The organism is Rhizobium sp. Root1212, from assembly GCF_001424985.1.
GTDB lineage: Bacteria > Pseudomonadota > Alphaproteobacteria > Rhizobiales > Rhizobiaceae > Pararhizobium.
The window spans coordinates 238,606-252,994 of sequence record NZ_LMDA01000025.1; the positions used below are offsets into that span (position 1 = coordinate 238,606).

14 protein-coding genes and 2 pseudogenes are annotated in these 14,389 nt (G+C 55.8%); 10 read left to right on the forward strand and 6 right to left on the reverse strand.

Going from position 1 to position 14,389, the window contains the following annotated elements:
- Positions 1–11: 11 nt before the first annotated feature.
- The 5 genes from ASC86_RS22320 (at position 12) to ASC86_RS22340 (ending at position 3,881) form a co-directional block, all read left to right on the forward strand.
- The gene (locus tag ASC86_RS22320) at positions 12–2,147 is read left to right on the forward strand and encodes a hypothetical protein (RefSeq protein WP_056326508.1); all 2,136 of its coding nucleotides are present in this window, start codon (positions 12–14) and stop codon (positions 2,145–2,147) included.
- A complete protein-coding gene (locus tag ASC86_RS26760; RefSeq protein WP_244477673.1) occupies positions 2,147–2,680 on the forward strand; it encodes a hypothetical protein in 534 nt (177 codons plus the stop codon). The genes ASC86_RS22320 and ASC86_RS26760 overlap by 1 nt, the downstream gene beginning before the upstream one ends.
- A 46-nt stretch (positions 2,681–2,726) precedes the next feature.
- Positions 2,727–3,020 carry a hypothetical protein gene (locus tag ASC86_RS22330; protein WP_056326510.1) on the forward strand — a complete coding sequence of 98 codons (294 nt, stop codon included), beginning with the start codon at positions 2,727–2,729 and terminating at the stop codon, positions 3,018–3,020.
- Between the two features lie 296 nt (positions 3,021–3,316).
- Positions 3,317–3,625, forward strand: a complete 309-nt coding sequence (locus ASC86_RS22335; protein ID WP_056326513.1) for a hypothetical protein — start codon at positions 3,317–3,319, stop codon at positions 3,623–3,625.
- A gap of 1 nt (position 3,626) precedes the next feature.
- Positions 3,627–3,881 (forward strand): hypothetical protein, encoded by a 255-nt coding sequence (locus tag ASC86_RS22340; RefSeq protein ID WP_156387161.1) that lies wholly within the window; start codon positions 3,627–3,629, stop codon positions 3,879–3,881.
- Positions 3,882–3,928: 47 nt separating this feature from the next.
- On the opposite strand, the gene ASC86_RS22345 is transcribed toward ASC86_RS22340, so the two are convergent.
- Positions 3,929–7,129, reverse strand: a complete 3,201-nt coding sequence (locus ASC86_RS22345; protein ID WP_156387162.1) for a calcium-binding protein — start codon at positions 7,127–7,129, stop codon at positions 3,929–3,931.
- A 468-nt stretch (positions 7,130–7,597) separates the two neighbouring features.
- Between ASC86_RS22345 and ASC86_RS22350 the strand changes: the two genes are divergently transcribed.
- From ASC86_RS22350 to ASC86_RS22360, 3 genes and pseudogenes are all read left to right on the forward strand, one after another.
- Positions 7,598–7,834, forward strand: coding sequence for a hypothetical protein (locus tag ASC86_RS22350; protein ID WP_056326523.1), 237 nt, complete (start codon positions 7,598–7,600; stop codon positions 7,832–7,834).
- Between the two features lie 114 nt (positions 7,835–7,948).
- A pseudogene (locus tag ASC86_RS22355) lies at positions 7,949–8,620 on the forward strand (SOS response-associated peptidase).
- Positions 8,621–8,960: 340 nt separating this feature from the next.
- Positions 8,961–9,197, forward strand: a complete 237-nt coding sequence (locus tag ASC86_RS22360) for a hypothetical protein (protein WP_056326598.1) — start codon at positions 8,961–8,963, stop codon at positions 9,195–9,197.
- Between the two features lie 10 nt (positions 9,198–9,207).
- Here the strand turns inward: ASC86_RS22360 and ASC86_RS26420 are convergent.
- Together ASC86_RS26420 and ASC86_RS26320 are read right to left on the reverse strand one after the other, a co-directional pair.
- A partial coding sequence (locus tag ASC86_RS26420) for a hypothetical protein (protein WP_210170363.1) occupies positions 9,208–9,537 on the reverse strand: 330 nt, incomplete at its 5' end.
- Positions 9,538–10,074: 537 nt separating this feature from the next.
- The gene (locus ASC86_RS26320; protein WP_200943845.1) at positions 10,075–10,242 is read right to left on the reverse strand and encodes a hypothetical protein; all 168 of its coding nucleotides are present in this window, start codon (positions 10,240–10,242) and stop codon (positions 10,075–10,077) included.
- A 347-nt stretch (positions 10,243–10,589) separates the two neighbouring features.
- On the opposite strand from ASC86_RS26320, the gene ASC86_RS22375 reads away from it, so the two are divergent.
- The gene (locus tag ASC86_RS22375) at positions 10,590–10,817 is read left to right on the forward strand and encodes a hypothetical protein (RefSeq protein ID WP_056326532.1); all 228 of its coding nucleotides are present in this window, start codon (positions 10,590–10,592) and stop codon (positions 10,815–10,817) included.
- Between the two features lie 366 nt (positions 10,818–11,183).
- On the forward strand, positions 11,184–11,420 hold the full coding sequence (locus ASC86_RS26000; protein WP_156387164.1) for a hypothetical protein: 237 nt from the start codon (positions 11,184–11,186) through the stop codon (positions 11,418–11,420).
- 112 nt (positions 11,421–11,532) lie between these two features.
- Here the strand turns inward: ASC86_RS26000 and ASC86_RS22380 are convergent, their stop codons facing one another.
- From ASC86_RS22380 to ASC86_RS26425, 3 genes and pseudogenes are all read right to left on the reverse strand, one after another.
- Entirely contained in the window at positions 11,533–12,504 is a 972-nt protein-coding gene (locus tag ASC86_RS22380) for a sterol desaturase family protein (protein WP_056326535.1), read from the reverse strand.
- Between the two features lie 1,149 nt (positions 12,505–13,653).
- A complete protein-coding gene (locus ASC86_RS26965; RefSeq protein ID WP_280136993.1) occupies positions 13,654–13,788 on the reverse strand; it encodes a hypothetical protein in 135 nt (44 codons plus the stop codon).
- 358 nt (positions 13,789–14,146) lie between these two features.
- A pseudogene (locus tag ASC86_RS26425) lies at positions 14,147–14,389 on the reverse strand (LysR family transcriptional regulator); the annotation flags it as partial.

Here is a 14,389-nt window from a genome sequence, read left to right on the forward strand (position 1 = left end):
GGTGTTGGTAAATGTCTACAGAACAAAGCCTTATCCGAATGCAAATTGTGTCGTTCTGCCGTTCGCAGATCGCGCCAATCGTAGACCCGTCACTCTACGCGGGCATCAGTACCTATTTGCTTAGTCTTGTGATTTTCAAAACTCCGCCGCCCAAACGGCTTGGCAGATTTGACTGGCAAAGTATTGCGACGTCGTGCGGAGCCGACGCTCCATTCTCAAGAAATCTAAGGCGCACCCTTCAAGTCGGGCTTGTAGAGATCGAGCGCTGGTTCGATCGGCGCAAGCCACCATCGACACCTACCCCCACACGAGCTTCTCCGGCCCAACCGATTTTTCTCAGCACTTTCGATCCACCAGACTTTAGGGATGCACTCGAATTTCATATGCGCCGACACGGGGAGAACGCGGCCGATCTGCATAGACGGATATGCGTCGCGGATGATCATTTTCATTGTGCGACGCTCCGGACCTGGATTCGCGGGACAAAGATGCCTCGCGGGACACAAAGCCTGGAAATGTTGAGGCGGATCGAGGTTCGATACAACCTCCCTAAAGACCACCTCAAAATGAAGCTACCTCACCAGGGGCGAGCAGCTCGTGGTCACCATCCCGGCTTATCGGTCGGTCCCGCCGAGCTCCGCCGTTTGGCATGGCACCTTTACGACGACTTCAATCTCAGGAGTGCAACGGAGCAGCTGGAAAACGTCACCTGGGCGCGGACCAACGTTATCTCCAAGACGACAGACTACCGCCGATATCAGGCCGGCACCATCAAAGAGGCCTTTGGTCTGAAATTCCATGGATTTGGGAAAGAAAAGCGAGAAACCAGTCGAAGGAGGTGCGCCCCTCCAAGTCTGACGGGTGAAATGAAAGAATTGGTTCGTTTTAAGACGGGAACCCTTACGGAGGTCGGACAACTGCGCAACAAAAAGTGGGGCGAATTTTCCGCAAACCAGAAGATCGAACATTTCGGGCTTTTCCTTGGGGCTTTATCAGCGTCTCCAACCAGTGCGATCGCCGGCGCGGGCGTCCCCGTATCAAGCCTAACACTCGCGCTTCTGGTCTTCCCGTCGGTTTGGGATTGGTACCTGTCATGGAGAGAAAGGCGTCGTGGGTTCTTTACCGTGTGGGAAGGGAATATGCTGAGCGCCATTCTCGAGCTAGCTCGCGCCGATACCGGGTGGCTGTGGCAGAAGCCGGAATTGGCCAACCGCCTGCATCCGATCCCCGATTTGGTAGAGCTGGAAGACATCGCCCGGGCGTCCTCAGATTGGCACGGACAGTGCGCTGCGGTGAGCAAATATGCATCGGTTCGCTTTGCAGAAATTAAGGAGGTCGCCCGGGTACATCGTGATCCTTTCGAGCCGATACTTCCTATCTTGGAAGCCGACAATCCGCTCGCGGAATACCGCAAGATTACCGAAGAGATACTGAGGCGAATTCCCGACGAGCGGCGTTATCCGATCCAGGCTGCCGAGGCGGCGCGTTCGTATCTGATGCTGCGCATCGGTCTTCATCTGGGCGTTCGTCAGCGAAATCTGCGAGAGTTGTTAATATGTCCGAAGGACACGACACCGACCACCGAACGGCGCCTTGCCGAACGTCGATGCGGTGAACTGCGATGGAGCTTCCGAGAAGAGAAATGGGAAGTCTTCATTCCGGCGGTCGCGTTCAAGAACTCCGGCTCGTCGTTTTTCGGGAAGAATCCTTTTCGGCTGCTTATCGACGATCTTTCAGGCCTCTACGACGTGCTCGAAGCCTACATCGATCGTCACCGGGCAAGGTTGCTGGGACCGGCATCAGATCCTGGCACTCTGTTTGTCAAAACCACAAAACGTACCAGTTCAACGGCGGCATATGATGAAGCGACGTTCTACTCGGCGTGGAACTTAACGATTCAACGCTACGGGATTTACAATCCCTACACCGATCGTGGTGCGATCAAGGGATTGCTCGCCCACGGCCCGCATTGCGTTCGCGACGTGTTGGCAACGCACGTTCTGAAGATGACGGGCTCTTACGAGCAGGCAAGTTATGCGATTCAGGACACGCCGGAGACGGTGATGAAACATTACGGCAGGTTCTTCCCGCAGGACAAAGCGGCGATGGCTGCGAAGGTGCTGAACAAGATTTGGGAAGTCAAATAATGAACGACGCCCTCTCCAAACTACCCCTTTTCGCCACCGACAAGGAAATCGCCGTCGCCATTGTCGGCAAGGAGCGTGCGCAGATGTGGTTAAAAACCGTCATACCGCAGTTGGAGAGAAAGGGCTTTCCACGCATCGACCCTCTGCATGACGGGAGACCCGTGCCGCTGGTCAAGAAATTCTATGACGGGTATTTTGGGATAACGGCTGGATTTAACGTAGCTGCGCCGGATGGGGAGGAGAACTTCGGAATATGGCGCTCCAAGCGCGAAATTCGCAACGAGCGCAAGCCACAGATGGGGCTGAATGGCCGCTGTATCTCCGCTTTGCAGTACATGGTCAACCGGCCAGATGTTCGCACTAGCGCCGAGATTTCTGGGGCCACTGATTTCACCATGGAACAACTGGCCGATAAAGGAGCCTTGAAGGAGGGCCCGCGGGACAGCCAAGGCGACAGAACTTGGACGGTTACCGACGCCGGGCGCGAGGAAATGGCGCGTTATAAGGATTGGCACGGCGGCAAGACGAGATAGAGCCCCCTCGCCCCATCATCCCCGAACTCGATGTGAGGTACCCCTAATGTCAGCGTACACACCGGAAGAGGCGGAGGCCTTGCGGCTCAAGCACCTGTCAGCCGTGATCCAGAACCAGGACTTTACTGCACAAGAAATCGAAGAGAAATTTGCGCCCGGCACATTCGGCTGCCATGAAGCGATGCATGTGGCAAGCATGATGAGCGATCTGGTCGATGATCGTCTTTGCCGCCACCCGGCCGTGCTGCGCGATCCTGACTTTTTTCGCGTCGCATTGGAGGCCCAGGAGGCGCTTTGGACGCTGTATCAGGCTATCGGCACCAAGCACATGGAGCGTTGAACTGGAGAGCCTCCCTCGGGCATGCTATCATCTGACAAGATTAGAGCGTCGGGGGAAAACGATATGACCCTAAAATGCGAAAGGTGCGGCAGCTTCAACTGTGTGGAGTTAAGTAGACGGATGATAACCAATGGAGGATTCGTCGGAATACTGAATGCTGGGGCTGGCAGCCTTGGCTTGCCTGGAATGCCCGCGGAGCCGATCGCCGATAAGATAGTTTACCGTTGTAATGTGTGCGGGGTTACAAAAACAACGATTATTCATGACGGAAAGCCCTGATCCGGACACCCCAAACTATGACCCCCGCCACCTCCTTCGTTTCCGAACTCGTTCGCGCCGCCAACGAAGTGCACCTGCTGACAACGTCAGAGGTTAGTCGCCTGCTCGACAGGGCCGTTGATACGATAAGAGATTTGCGGGGGCAGGTCGGGGTTAAAGAGAACAGCCTTGGCCGGGACGTCGTTGTCTACCTTCAGACGGCGTCGGCGCGCGCGAAATGGCTCCCGCTCGATCAAGCCAAAGACGCGTTACTCGACGCCGCAAACACGATCCGCACGCTCAAAATAGTGCTGGATTCGAAGGATGAAGCCTTGGGAGGGAACTGACATGCCGAGTGATCCAACCTTGCTTTCAGCCAGCGCTGTGGCACTGTCGGTTTCTGCTACGTTCACCGCATTAATGAAACATCTCCATCGCATCGGCGCGGTCAGCAGCCATGCCGAGCGGGAAATCTACGCCGAGGCGCTGAAGATCATCGAGCAAAGCCAGGGGGATGACGACAGCAAGCTATTCGAAGATGCGCGTGCGCTGATCATGAAGCAGCTCGGGCCGCTGGATGCAGCGGATGAGGTTGCGGATTAGGGGATGATCTCGCGCGACGTGACAAAGTACCCAAACTCGACCAGATTTCAGAGAATGAAGTAGCCCTTCTGCATTGTCAGCTCATCATCCAGATAGATCGCGAAATCAGCAATCTTATCGCCGTTCGTATCGCCGGTGATCAAAGTGCTGTTACCGGTGACGACGCTGCGGAGTTGTCCGGCGGTTCCGGTGAAAGCGCCGCTGCCGATGAAATTGAACCCTTGGTCGCCGCCAATCTTGGTGCTGGCGTCGATGCCCGAGAGATCCATCCGGTCGCCTTCTGCATAGACGAAATCGTAAATCGTATCGCGGCCTGAGGTTGCAACCGTGCTCTCCTGCGCTGACTTGAAGACGAACCTGTCGCCGCCGGAGCCACCATAAAGCTTGTCGGCACCGAGACCGCCGACCAAGAAGTCATTGCCGGCGTCACCCTTGAGAATGTCGTTGCCTGCAGCGCCACTGACCGAATTGGCGCCTTTGTTGCCAGTGAGAATATCGACGTAGCTCGTGCCAATGAGGTTTTCGATCGACGAGAAGGTGTCGCCGGCTGCATTGTTTGTATTGCCGCCGGGTGCCAAGAGGTTGGCGACGACACCCTTTGCTGCGCCAACATAGGAGGCAGTATCAGACCCATTGCCGCCGAACAACTTGTCGGCACCATCACCACCGATCAGGATGTCGTCTCCGTCACCGCCATTCAGCGTATCCTTACCTGCTTCACCACGCAGGACATTGGTGGCGGTGTTTCCGGTGATGATATCGTCGTAAGCGGAGCCGGTAATGTTTTCGATCGACGAGAAAGTATCACCTGCCGCATCATTTGTGCTCGACTTGGTCGTGAGCAGCGAGACCGTGAGACCCTTGCGCGCCCCTGCATAGGAGGCGGTGTCAATTCCCGCTCCCCCGTAAAGCTTGTCAAGACCCGCACCGCCGATGAGGGTATCGGGTCCATCGCCGCCATTTAATATATCATTGCCGCCTTCGCCACGCAGTTGGTTTGCGCCTGCGTCGCCAGTAATGTTGTCGGCATAACTTGTACCAATGATGTTTTCGACCGACGAAAAACTGTCGCCTGCGGCGTCGTTCGCGCTTGATTTGGTTGTAAGCAGTGAAACGATAACACCCTTGCTTGATCCAGCATAAGAAGCCGTGTCGATGCCGCTTCCGCCGCTCAACCGATCAGCACCACCCTTCCCGATGAGAAGATCATTTCCTCCACCGCCCACCAATGAATTGGCGCCGCCGTTGCCGGACAGGGTGTCGCTTCCAGCGCCACCTTGAACATTCTCCACATTCTTAAGTCGTAGATCGCCGATACTACCGCCCCGTGCAGTCCCCAGGGTCAGATCGACCAGCATGCGAGCGGAGTGGCCCGCTAGGGAAAGCGTGTCGATGCCTGCGCCGCCATCAATGGTGAGGGAACTCGCTGCCATCGGAATAAAAAGGTCGTCTCCGTCTGCGGCGTTAATTGTCTGCGAAGCAGCTTTGTTGAGCTGCGCCCCGGCCGGAATGATGACGATATCTGCCTGATTAGTAGTGACCGGCGTTTTGGAGCCCAGTGCCACAAGAAGTGGCTTTACTGGGGATAGGATCGCATCAACGACCGTGGTCATAATCTCTTCAAATACGTGCTGCCCGAGCTTCGTCGCGTACTCCCCGACAGCCGCTGTGGTATTGGCGTAGGGATTGAATACTTCGTTCAGTGCCTTGACTAGACGTAGCTTGACCTCATCAGTTGTCAAACCGAGCGCGATAGTGTCGTGCATGATTAAGCCGAGTTCGGCGTAGTATTTGACTATCTTAACGGGCGTGCCGAGACTTTTCAGAACCGGCACAGCCTTTATGCTGGATTTTTCTTCCGTCCAAGCATCAATCGTTTTGGCGACGAGTTCACGGGCATCTTTTTCGAGGATTTTTACGGTATCTTTGAGCCGAGCAAGCTGTAGATCATACCCGGCGTCTTTTACGAGTTTTCCCAACCAGGCTTGTGACTTTACCGGGTCCACGAGCAGCTGTTGTGCAGGGGTCTGGCTGGTCGTTGTTGACCCTACAACTATTTTAACACCGCCGGAACCAATGAACGCTTGCAGACCCTGGACTGAAAAGCCGCTTTGAACGACCACCTCGTCAACGACCGTTCCCTTGTTGTACGTGCGGAAATATAGCTTGTCCCCGTCGAAGTAGAGAACTAGGTCGTCGAAATTTTTCGCCGTTCCAAAAAATACTCTCTCGCCGACTTCGAGATCATAAATGGTGTCACCATTGTCGGCAAAAAATTCATCAGTTCCTGCCCCCCCGTTCAGGAAGTCAGCCTCCCCTTGCTCTGCGCTGAGCCCCATCAGAATATCGGTACCAGCCCCACCCCAAAGTCGATCGTTGCCGCCACTTCCAGTCAACTGGTCATTGCCCACGTTGCCGTATACGAAATCGTCGGCATCGCCCCCGTAAATCGTATCGTTGCCGCTTCCGGCATCAAACGTCACGTTTTTGAGGTTAAGCTTCGCTCGGGTTGCGGCTGAGGTAAGGTGCACGACATCATTGCCCCCGAATGCCTGGTTGAGATTCACATCCCCTACGAGGTCGTCCTTGGTCAGTTGGTTCAGATTTACGACATCCGCGAGAGGTGTAAAAATGTCCGCGAGGCCCACGATAGTTCGGTAGTGGCTAACATAGACAGTGTCAGCCTCGGAATACACATCTGAGAGCACGCTGCCGTCTGCCGTGCTCTTCCAAGAAAACGATGTTGTCAGTTGTGATGTGGTATATCCCGGAAGTGGCAGGTTCGCTTGATACTCATCTAGGAGATCGGTGGTCGGGTCGCTGTCACGCGCCAACCCAATGCTCGATTCCGAAACCTTCGAAAGAACCACTGTCGGCGTTGCGAAATAATGTGTCGTGATATCGCGCCACGACGAGTCGCTGCCCACATAGGTGCCCTTGAAATCGCGCGAAACACCCACTTCTGAGGTTCTCGATGATTCGTTGACCGAGCCCGGACCATCGAAGAGCCAATAATAATTCTTTACATCGTAGTCGAAATCTATTTTTGTGCCATCACCATTCCTAGAATAATTCCACGTTACCCACAATCTCGTGTAGTATTCCGTATCTACCGTCCCGTACGGTATGTTATTTGATACCTGCTTGCTTGTCTGATTATGAACGCCACCGACTTCGCTACCAACAGTCTCGTAAGTAACAGAATTAATTTTAACCGAAACATCGGCTACGATATATTGGCGTATCATGAACGCTACCTCACTTAAGGCCGCTGCAAAGTCAAATCTTTCAGATTCTTCACATAGCAAGTATATTTCAGGAAAAACTAATCTTTGTAAGCAAAGTATCACACGTATAACAGTTTCGATGCTTGTTCGCCTCCCCCAATTAGGGGTAGCGGGCGGAACGTCGATCGCCACTGAAAACCGCCGGAGAAATGCTGGCGCGACAACTCCAATCTTGCCGCTGGCCGTGATGGCCGACGCGAAAGGTGATAGGCTTAAGTGCGCCTTCTGGCGGCGGTCGGCGGAATTATTCGCACTTAATAGCCCTCCCCTCTGAGTTAATTCGCGAGTTGATCAGCATCCGCGACTAGAATTGATTTTTGCGAGCATTGCGGCGCGCTGCTCCAAAGGGCGTAGAGGTGCGCCGCGTGACGCGCTCAAGCAGGAACAAATACGGCAACCGAAGATTCTGAATCTAAAGGAGATGCCGCCATGAATCTGATCCGCCCTCCAGCCTACTCCGGAAAATACGACGATCGATTTCTTGACCTCCAGCGCGAGCTAGACAGCCCGTTGGCCGACCTGGTCAGGGATGCTTGTCGCGCCGGCTGGAACCTTTCGGAGGTCATGGCAGCCGTCATCGAGGCCGCTGATAACCAAATGCTGGCAGCGGTTGAAAACCAAGATATTGCGGATAAGCTGGAGGCACTGCGCCAATCCCGGCGCTGACGCTGGAGCGCATTATGTGCGGTCGCTTTACCTTCATCCTGCCGTGGTCGGAAATCGTGCGNCGGATAAGCTGGAGGCACTGCGCCAATCCCGGCGCTGACGCTGGAGCGCATTATGTGCGGTCGCTTTACCTTCATCCTGCCGTGGTCGGAAATCGTGCGTCTATACAGGCTGACGCTCGACAAGGATATTTTCAGGAATTTGGGAGAGCCGCGCTACAACATCGCGCCGACACAAAACGTGCTGTTCGTCCATCACGGCGAGAATGGCGAACAGGTTCTTGACGAGGGCCGCTGGTCTCTCGTCCCTCATTGGGCCAAAGAGATCCCCAAGATTGCCACCTTCAACGCGCGGATCGAGACCGCCGACACAGCCCCGGCTTTCCGTGATTCGTTCAAGGCAAAGCGCTGCCTCGTTGCAGCCGATGGCTTTTATGAATGGACGCCTTCCGATGACGGCAAGAAAGATCCCTGGCATATCTTCCTGCCGGATCATCAGCCGTTCTCGTTTGCCGGCCTATGGGCCTATAACGGTCTCCTCGATCTGCGCAGTTGCACGATTCTCACCGGGCCGGCTGAAGGCGCTGTCACCTAGCTTCATGGCCGCATGCCGATCATTCTGGCGCCGGAAGTCTACGACGAGTGGCTTGACCCGAAAACGACGAAAGAGCGAGCCAGGGAGCTGTTGAAGCATAACCTGAACCGGCAGCTGCAGTTTCACCGGGTGAGCCGGGACGTGAACTCGTCTCGTTTTGCCGGGAAACCGGAGCCGCTTAACCCGCTATGATCGACGGCGCCACCTTCCTCGTAAAAGCAATTTCGGCGCTGGCGATAGCGTCTNCTCGTCTCGTTTTGCCGGGAAACCGGAGCCGCTTAACCCGCTATGATCGACGGCGCCACCTTCCTCGTAAAAGCAATTTCGGCGCTGGCGATAGCGTCTGCGATCTTAGCTCTCATCCGTCCGACCTTATGGTCTGTTATGGTCGCCGGCCTGCTGAACGCAGGTGCTGCGGTAATCTGGTGGCCGGTGGTGTTCGGCCCACATTAGGAAAACTTTCCGATTCTCTTTGTTGACTCTCGGCGCCCCAAATGAGAACATTATGAGAACAAGCGGAAAGGCATTCCCCGTGGCGATAGCGCAAAAATTTATCATCCTTCAGTTCAAGAAGGTGCGCGGCGGCATCGCTCCCGGTGAGATGCGACAGGCGTCAAGCGCCGCCAGCGCTGAAAAGATCGCGACAACCATAGCGCCGCGTCATGTCGGCGTTGCCGCGTACTCGGTGATGGTCGACGAAGAGAGCGGCGATATGACCGAGCCGAAGGTTATCTGCCAGTTCGGCGAGATCGCGGACATAGCCGCTTAAGGCCGCAAGGCTAATCTGTAAGACAATTTAGAAACTGCAACTGCTGTGCAAACAGGAGAACTAAGACGTGTGCCCGCAAATGACGCGCGCCGAAGCGCGCGAGGCTGAACAGGCCGAAACTGTCGATGAGGTCGGTGAGGTGCTTGCTTGGCACRATGGAGACGTGCGCGCGTCGATCCGCACCCTTCTCGCCGATTTGAAGCAAACCCGCGAGCAACTGGCTTTCGCGGAACAGATGATTGGGAATGGCTTCTCCCGAGGATGGAAGCCCAGCAGAAGAAAGGAGAACGACGATGCGCGCGATAGAGTTTAACCACGTGCGAAGACATAAGCCGCTGGANGGGAATGGCTTCTCCCGAGGATGGAAGCCCAGCAGAAGAAAGGAGAACGACGATGCGCGCGATAGAGTTTAACCACGTGCGAAGACATAAGCCGCTGGATGTTTATTTCATACCGATTGAGCGCTGTGCACTGATGGAGATTCCCAAGGTGCTTCTGGAGACTACCTGCGGACGGTCCGCGGATCTCGAAGCCTTTGCGACTACTTTTTTCGATTTCCCCAGCGGCGGCATGATGGGTAATTGCTTCCTGCTGCACGACAAAAGGTGCTTCTGGAGACTACCTGCGGACGGTCCGCGGATCTCGAAGCCTTTGCGACTACTTTTTTCGATTTCCCCAGCGGCGGCATGATGGGTAATTGCTTCCTGCTGCACGACAAGGGGGCGCAGACCTTCCTCTGCTCACTCGTTTCGATGGGCGAGGCTTCTTCTCCGGTAAGCATCAGAGCGGAAACGCCCGAAAAAGCCCTTGCAGCCTTTGAAGAGCATTGCCAGCGCGCCGGTTGGTGGCCTGAAAATTTCTAGCCGGCGCCGGGCGCTCAGGCATCGCTGCGCTTAGGCGTGCCTGGATTCTCATCCGGGTTCGGTACCGGCTCTTCATCAGGTAAACGATCGGGCTCGGGCTCACCAATTGGAACGGGCGGCGGCTCACCGATACCGGGGACAGGATCGGCGCCGGGAACAGGAACGACAGGTGGAATACTCATGTTTGTTCCTCGTTGTTGGCAAGGTGGAACCCAGAGGCTGCGGCCTTTGTTCCCGCGCGAAACCTATGGCACTCGGATGCAATTCCGGCACAATCCTGATAGCCGGCCGCCCGGGAAGCGCCTACCGTGACGGGCTTCCCCAATTTGGTGACAAGGAAGCCGGGCCGCCGTCCGTAAATTGGTAATAGGAGCCGGCGGCTTCATGCCCTCAGCTCGGCCTATAGTTCAGGGAACGACTTCTGCCCCATTAGGGTTATACTGGCACCGCGCGAGAAGCATGGGTGGTGCAAGACGCGTCACAATGGCTCGGGCGGCATAGATAGTGATTGGCGCGAGGCGCGACCAAAATGCACTATGCCTGGACGATCGAGGCCAAGGGCAGGAGGCCCATCAAGAAGGTAACGACCATGGCCTGCTTGGTTGATGTGCTCCGCATCCTCGATCTGCCGGGCGTGGCACCCACGGATTGGGTCACGTTCGAATGTGGGGCTTCCGACCATGGCAAATACGTCCACAATGAAGGCGGCGCTGACGAATGGTCGCTGAAATGGACGAAGGTTTCAAGCGATGCTTAGCGGTGGCAAGACCCGGCCTGTGGCTCCGGGCCTTGCCGGTGCTCAAGTGTTTCCAATCGAACGCCCAAGAAACTAGATCGGCAGGACGAAAAGAAAAGCCCCCGGCTGGACGGGGGCTGAGGCTGGCGCTCCGCGCCGGGAGGATAGTGCGGTCTTGCTGAACAGAGGGAGAGAAGCAAGTTGTGCCGGGGCAATGTCACCCAGCACTACTCTATGAACAATCGTATCATTTTAGGGGTATGGAATAGCAATAGGCCCCGGCGCGCTAAACCCTTGCGGCGGGGGCCAGTCATTCGGCGCGGGCGACAGCATCGGCAGGAACAATATCCCAGCCCCGAGGTTACCCGTCCAAAGGTCACGCGAGCTATGCCAAGATACTTTTTTCATGTTCGAAAGGGCTCTGCTGTCGAGCTGGATGAAGACGGTTTGGATTTTCCGTCGGTCGATGAGGCGAAAGCTGAGGCGCGGCGTGCTGCCCGCGAAATTCTCATCGATAAGGTGATTTCGGGTGATCCTTCAAACGAGGAAGTTTTCGAGATCACAAACGAAGACGGGCGGATCGTATGTGCCATACCGATTCGATCGTCAGGCGCTTCTTCTTGAGGGCCTGCCGTCTTTGATTTCGGCGTGCCTCCAAGGAACCTATTCAGTCGGGGTTTTTGACACTTTCGGAGCAACGCGCCATCTGGGCGTATTCTCCGATTTACCCCCCGCTTCAGGCTTTCCTGACGGTTCTCCTCCGGGCCCGGCTGCCCCGCAGCGAGGCAGGTTTTGCACTTATGGGGCTCATGCCGCAGGTGGCCTTAACAGCTTGCCCCGCGCGTTGGAAGAAACGGATTTCGGTGGCGATGCTTTCGCGGAACGGATCGGTTTGGTTGAAGTAGTCGCGGTCCAGGCCGAGCGTTGCACCGTTTACATCGCCCTCGTAATAAGTGCCGAACAAATGATCCCAGATCGGAAAATAATTGGCGAAATTCTTGTCGTGATGTTCGGGCACCCGGGAGTGATGGATGAAGTGGTCGCGCGGTGACTGGATCACGTATTTGCCAAACCAGCTGTGCCAGGGAATGGCACTGTGCTTGACCAGACCGATGGCGCCAAAGGTGATCATCACGAAGGCGAATTCGGCCGTGGGCAGGCCGATAAGCAGCGCCGGAACGACCATGATGGCCATGTTTATGGCCTTCTCCAGCGGATGCTCCCGCATGGCAGTCAGCGCGTTGAACTCTTCGGCTGCGTGGTGAAATTCGTGCAGCCGCCACAGTACGGGCAGCCGGTGCATCAAACGATGCTGCCAGTAGTTCAAGAAGTCTGTCAGCACTAGGAACAAGAGAACCTGTGACCAGCCTGGCAGACTCCCGGCAAGGTCCAGGTGGGGGGCATCCCGAGCCGCGCGGGTGATGGCAAAGGACAGACCAAATGATGCGAGCGCCGCGAATAGAGTAATCATTCCCGTCGTCTGAAGGACGAAATAGACGATGTCGGTGATTGTGGATTTGCTGCGTTCGAAGAAAACTCGACGGAACCCGGAATTGCCGAACCCCACATAGGCGAGTTCCACCGCGAAAACCGTCAGAACCAAGCCAATGGAAATGGCGAAACTGAGCGCCATTGCCCCACCATTCAGATAGTAAGTGTTGTAAAAAAAGCCCCCAAGATTGTGCAGGCAGTATTGGACCAACTCCATGACACCGCTCCAAAACACGAACCCGGACAGCTTAGTCCTGACGATGCGCTTCTGCCAGATTGCTCAAGGACTATCGGGGCATCCTTTTGATCTATTACCGGCGGTGGAAGTGCAGAGCCATCGACCGCCGATCAATCGTCTCAGGTGCACACTGCCGAACGCACCGCAGGGTCAGTCTGGATCGACGATCACGACGAGTGGTCCGTGTGCCGGCACCTCAAGCCTTATTTAGATTTTCTGTTCCCTTGATGCTCAAACCCCAATACAGACTTATAGCGCCGTTCCACCCGGCAAGCTGCCGCCCTCAAACTCTTAAGCCAGGCTTCAGGACCCTCATCAACTGGACCGACAAGAACGCCCATAAGTTTGCGACGACCAGGATCAACGACATCATCGCCTTGCTGCAGGAGATCGAGCTGCTCTATGATGACGTCGACCAGATCATTGTCGGCGATTGCGAGAAAGCAGATAACCTACATAAGTATTTCGCGCGCCATGCCTGTCACACAGAGCGATGCTAGCTTCACGCCCTCCCGACCGTGCCGATCAAAGTGCGCAGGGCCTGAACGTCACGAACACCCTGCCGGTAAAGTTCGATGATCAGCGCCGCCAAGTTGGAGCCTTCCCCAGCGTCGCGGGAAATGCTCTGTTCCTCGCAAATAACGTCGAAAACACCTTGGCAAATTTCCAGATCCGCGGGGCCAAGCGGCTCATCGTGTCTCGGTCGGGATGAAAAGCTAGTTTCGCGAATTCTAAAATTCAAGATCGAAGCGAGGCAGATTTGGAAAAGAACGGCCGGGGCGTGACGGAATGGCGATGCGGGGAGCATCTGGCGTCCGACTATTGGGAGGGGAGAGAAAAGCCCCCGGCGCGCTAAGCCTTCACGCCAGGGGCCTTTTGTCATGACGGGAGAATTATAGCAGAGGTTGCATTGGTGGCAACACTTAGATGTATTTTTACCGAATGCTCGCGACAAAGGCGGAATCGACGCCGTCATTCAAATACCACATGGCGCCGCCAATGACGGCAGCCCACATCGTCACTGACATGACGATTGCAACCATAAGGCTTTTGAGGCGTGTGCTCATACCTTATGACTAGCGAGCCTCCATCAATTCGTACATCCCCAGAATTTGGGGGTTCTTGGCTTCAAACCTCATAAAGACGCAGGTTTTGCACATCAAACCCGAGCGCCGGATTGCCTACATGGCTCTGCTGATAATCCGCCGCGGAAGTGTAGAAGATCACCGGCATTGCCGTATCCGCCGCCGAGGTCACATTCATGTAGATTTCGAAGAAGCCTCCGCCTGCGTTGGTGATGCCACCGCCAGTCGGGCTCCGAGCCACCAGCCGCCGCCGGCCGCTTTCGTCTGCGTGCGCTGGCGGTAGTACTCGCCGTCGATGGCAGTTTCCCTGACAGCATCGGCCCCACCCTCACCTGTTCCGCCTGAAGCAGTTACGCCGGATTTCGTCCAGCAGCATTCGCGGGGCTTGAGATCAAAGCCCATAAATTACGCCGCCCGCCATTCAAAAGGGCCACGCTTCACAGGCTGAGAATGACTCCGGTCATGGGGCAAATCCTCCACGGATCAGAAATCCAACGATGCCAGCGACAATGCCGCTGATGATCATCCAGTTGATGCTACCAACCCACATCAGGGGTCAAATAACCCGCGACCTCGTCCCTTATTATCGACGACAGGACTTTAGCAGCGGGAGATGGTTCTTTTTCGCTTCGCAGCAGCGACAGCTCCAGGCAGGGCAGCTTAGGAAGACCACTTGCGGACGGGGTTATCGAAGCCACGGTGTCGGGCAGCCCGATCTTTGTGCGAACTGTAACGCCGAGACCAGCCTTCGCTGCGGCCCAGAGACTGGCCAGGCTCGA

Excerpts from the sequence above, each read along its gene's own strand:
- ASC86_RS22350 (WP_056326523.1), top strand. The coding sequence starts at position 7,598 with ATGAATCTGATCCGCCCTCCAGCCTACTCCGGAAAATACGACGATCGA.
- ASC86_RS22330 (WP_056326510.1), top strand. The coding sequence starts at position 2,727 with ATGTCAGCGTACACACCGGAAGAGGCGGAGGCCTTGCGGCTCAAGCAC.
- ASC86_RS26965 (WP_280136993.1), bottom strand. The coding sequence starts at position 13,788 with ATGAATGTGACCTCGGCGGCGGATACGGCAATGCCGGTGATCTTCTAC.
- ASC86_RS26000 (WP_156387164.1), top strand. The coding sequence starts at position 11,184 with ATGCCAAGATACTTTTTTCATGTTCGAAAGGGCTCTGCTGTCGAGCTG.
- ASC86_RS22335 (WP_056326513.1), top strand. The coding sequence starts at position 3,317 with ATGACCCCCGCCACCTCCTTCGTTTCCGAACTCGTTCGCGCCGCCAAC.
- ASC86_RS22320 (WP_056326508.1), top strand. The coding sequence starts at position 12 with ATGTCTACAGAACAAAGCCTTATCCGAATGCAAATTGTGTCGTTCTGC.
- ASC86_RS26760 (WP_244477673.1), top strand. The coding sequence starts at position 2,147 with ATGAACGACGCCCTCTCCAAACTACCCCTTTTCGCCACCGACAAGGAA.
- ASC86_RS22340 (WP_156387161.1), top strand. The coding sequence starts at position 3,627 with ATGCCGAGTGATCCAACCTTGCTTTCAGCCAGCGCTGTGGCACTGTCG.
- ASC86_RS26320 (WP_200943845.1), bottom strand. The coding sequence starts at position 10,242 with ATGAGTATTCCACCTGTCGTTCCTGTTCCCGGCGCCGATCCTGTCCCC.
- ASC86_RS22375 (WP_056326532.1), top strand. The coding sequence starts at position 10,590 with ATGCACTATGCCTGGACGATCGAGGCCAAGGGCAGGAGGCCCATCAAG.
- ASC86_RS22380 (WP_056326535.1), bottom strand. The coding sequence starts at position 12,504 with ATGGAGTTGGTCCAATACTGCCTGCACAATCTTGGGGGCTTTTTTTAC.
- ASC86_RS22345 (WP_156387162.1), bottom strand. The coding sequence starts at position 7,129 with ATGATACGCCAATATATCGTAGCCGATGTTTCGGTTAAAATTAATTCT.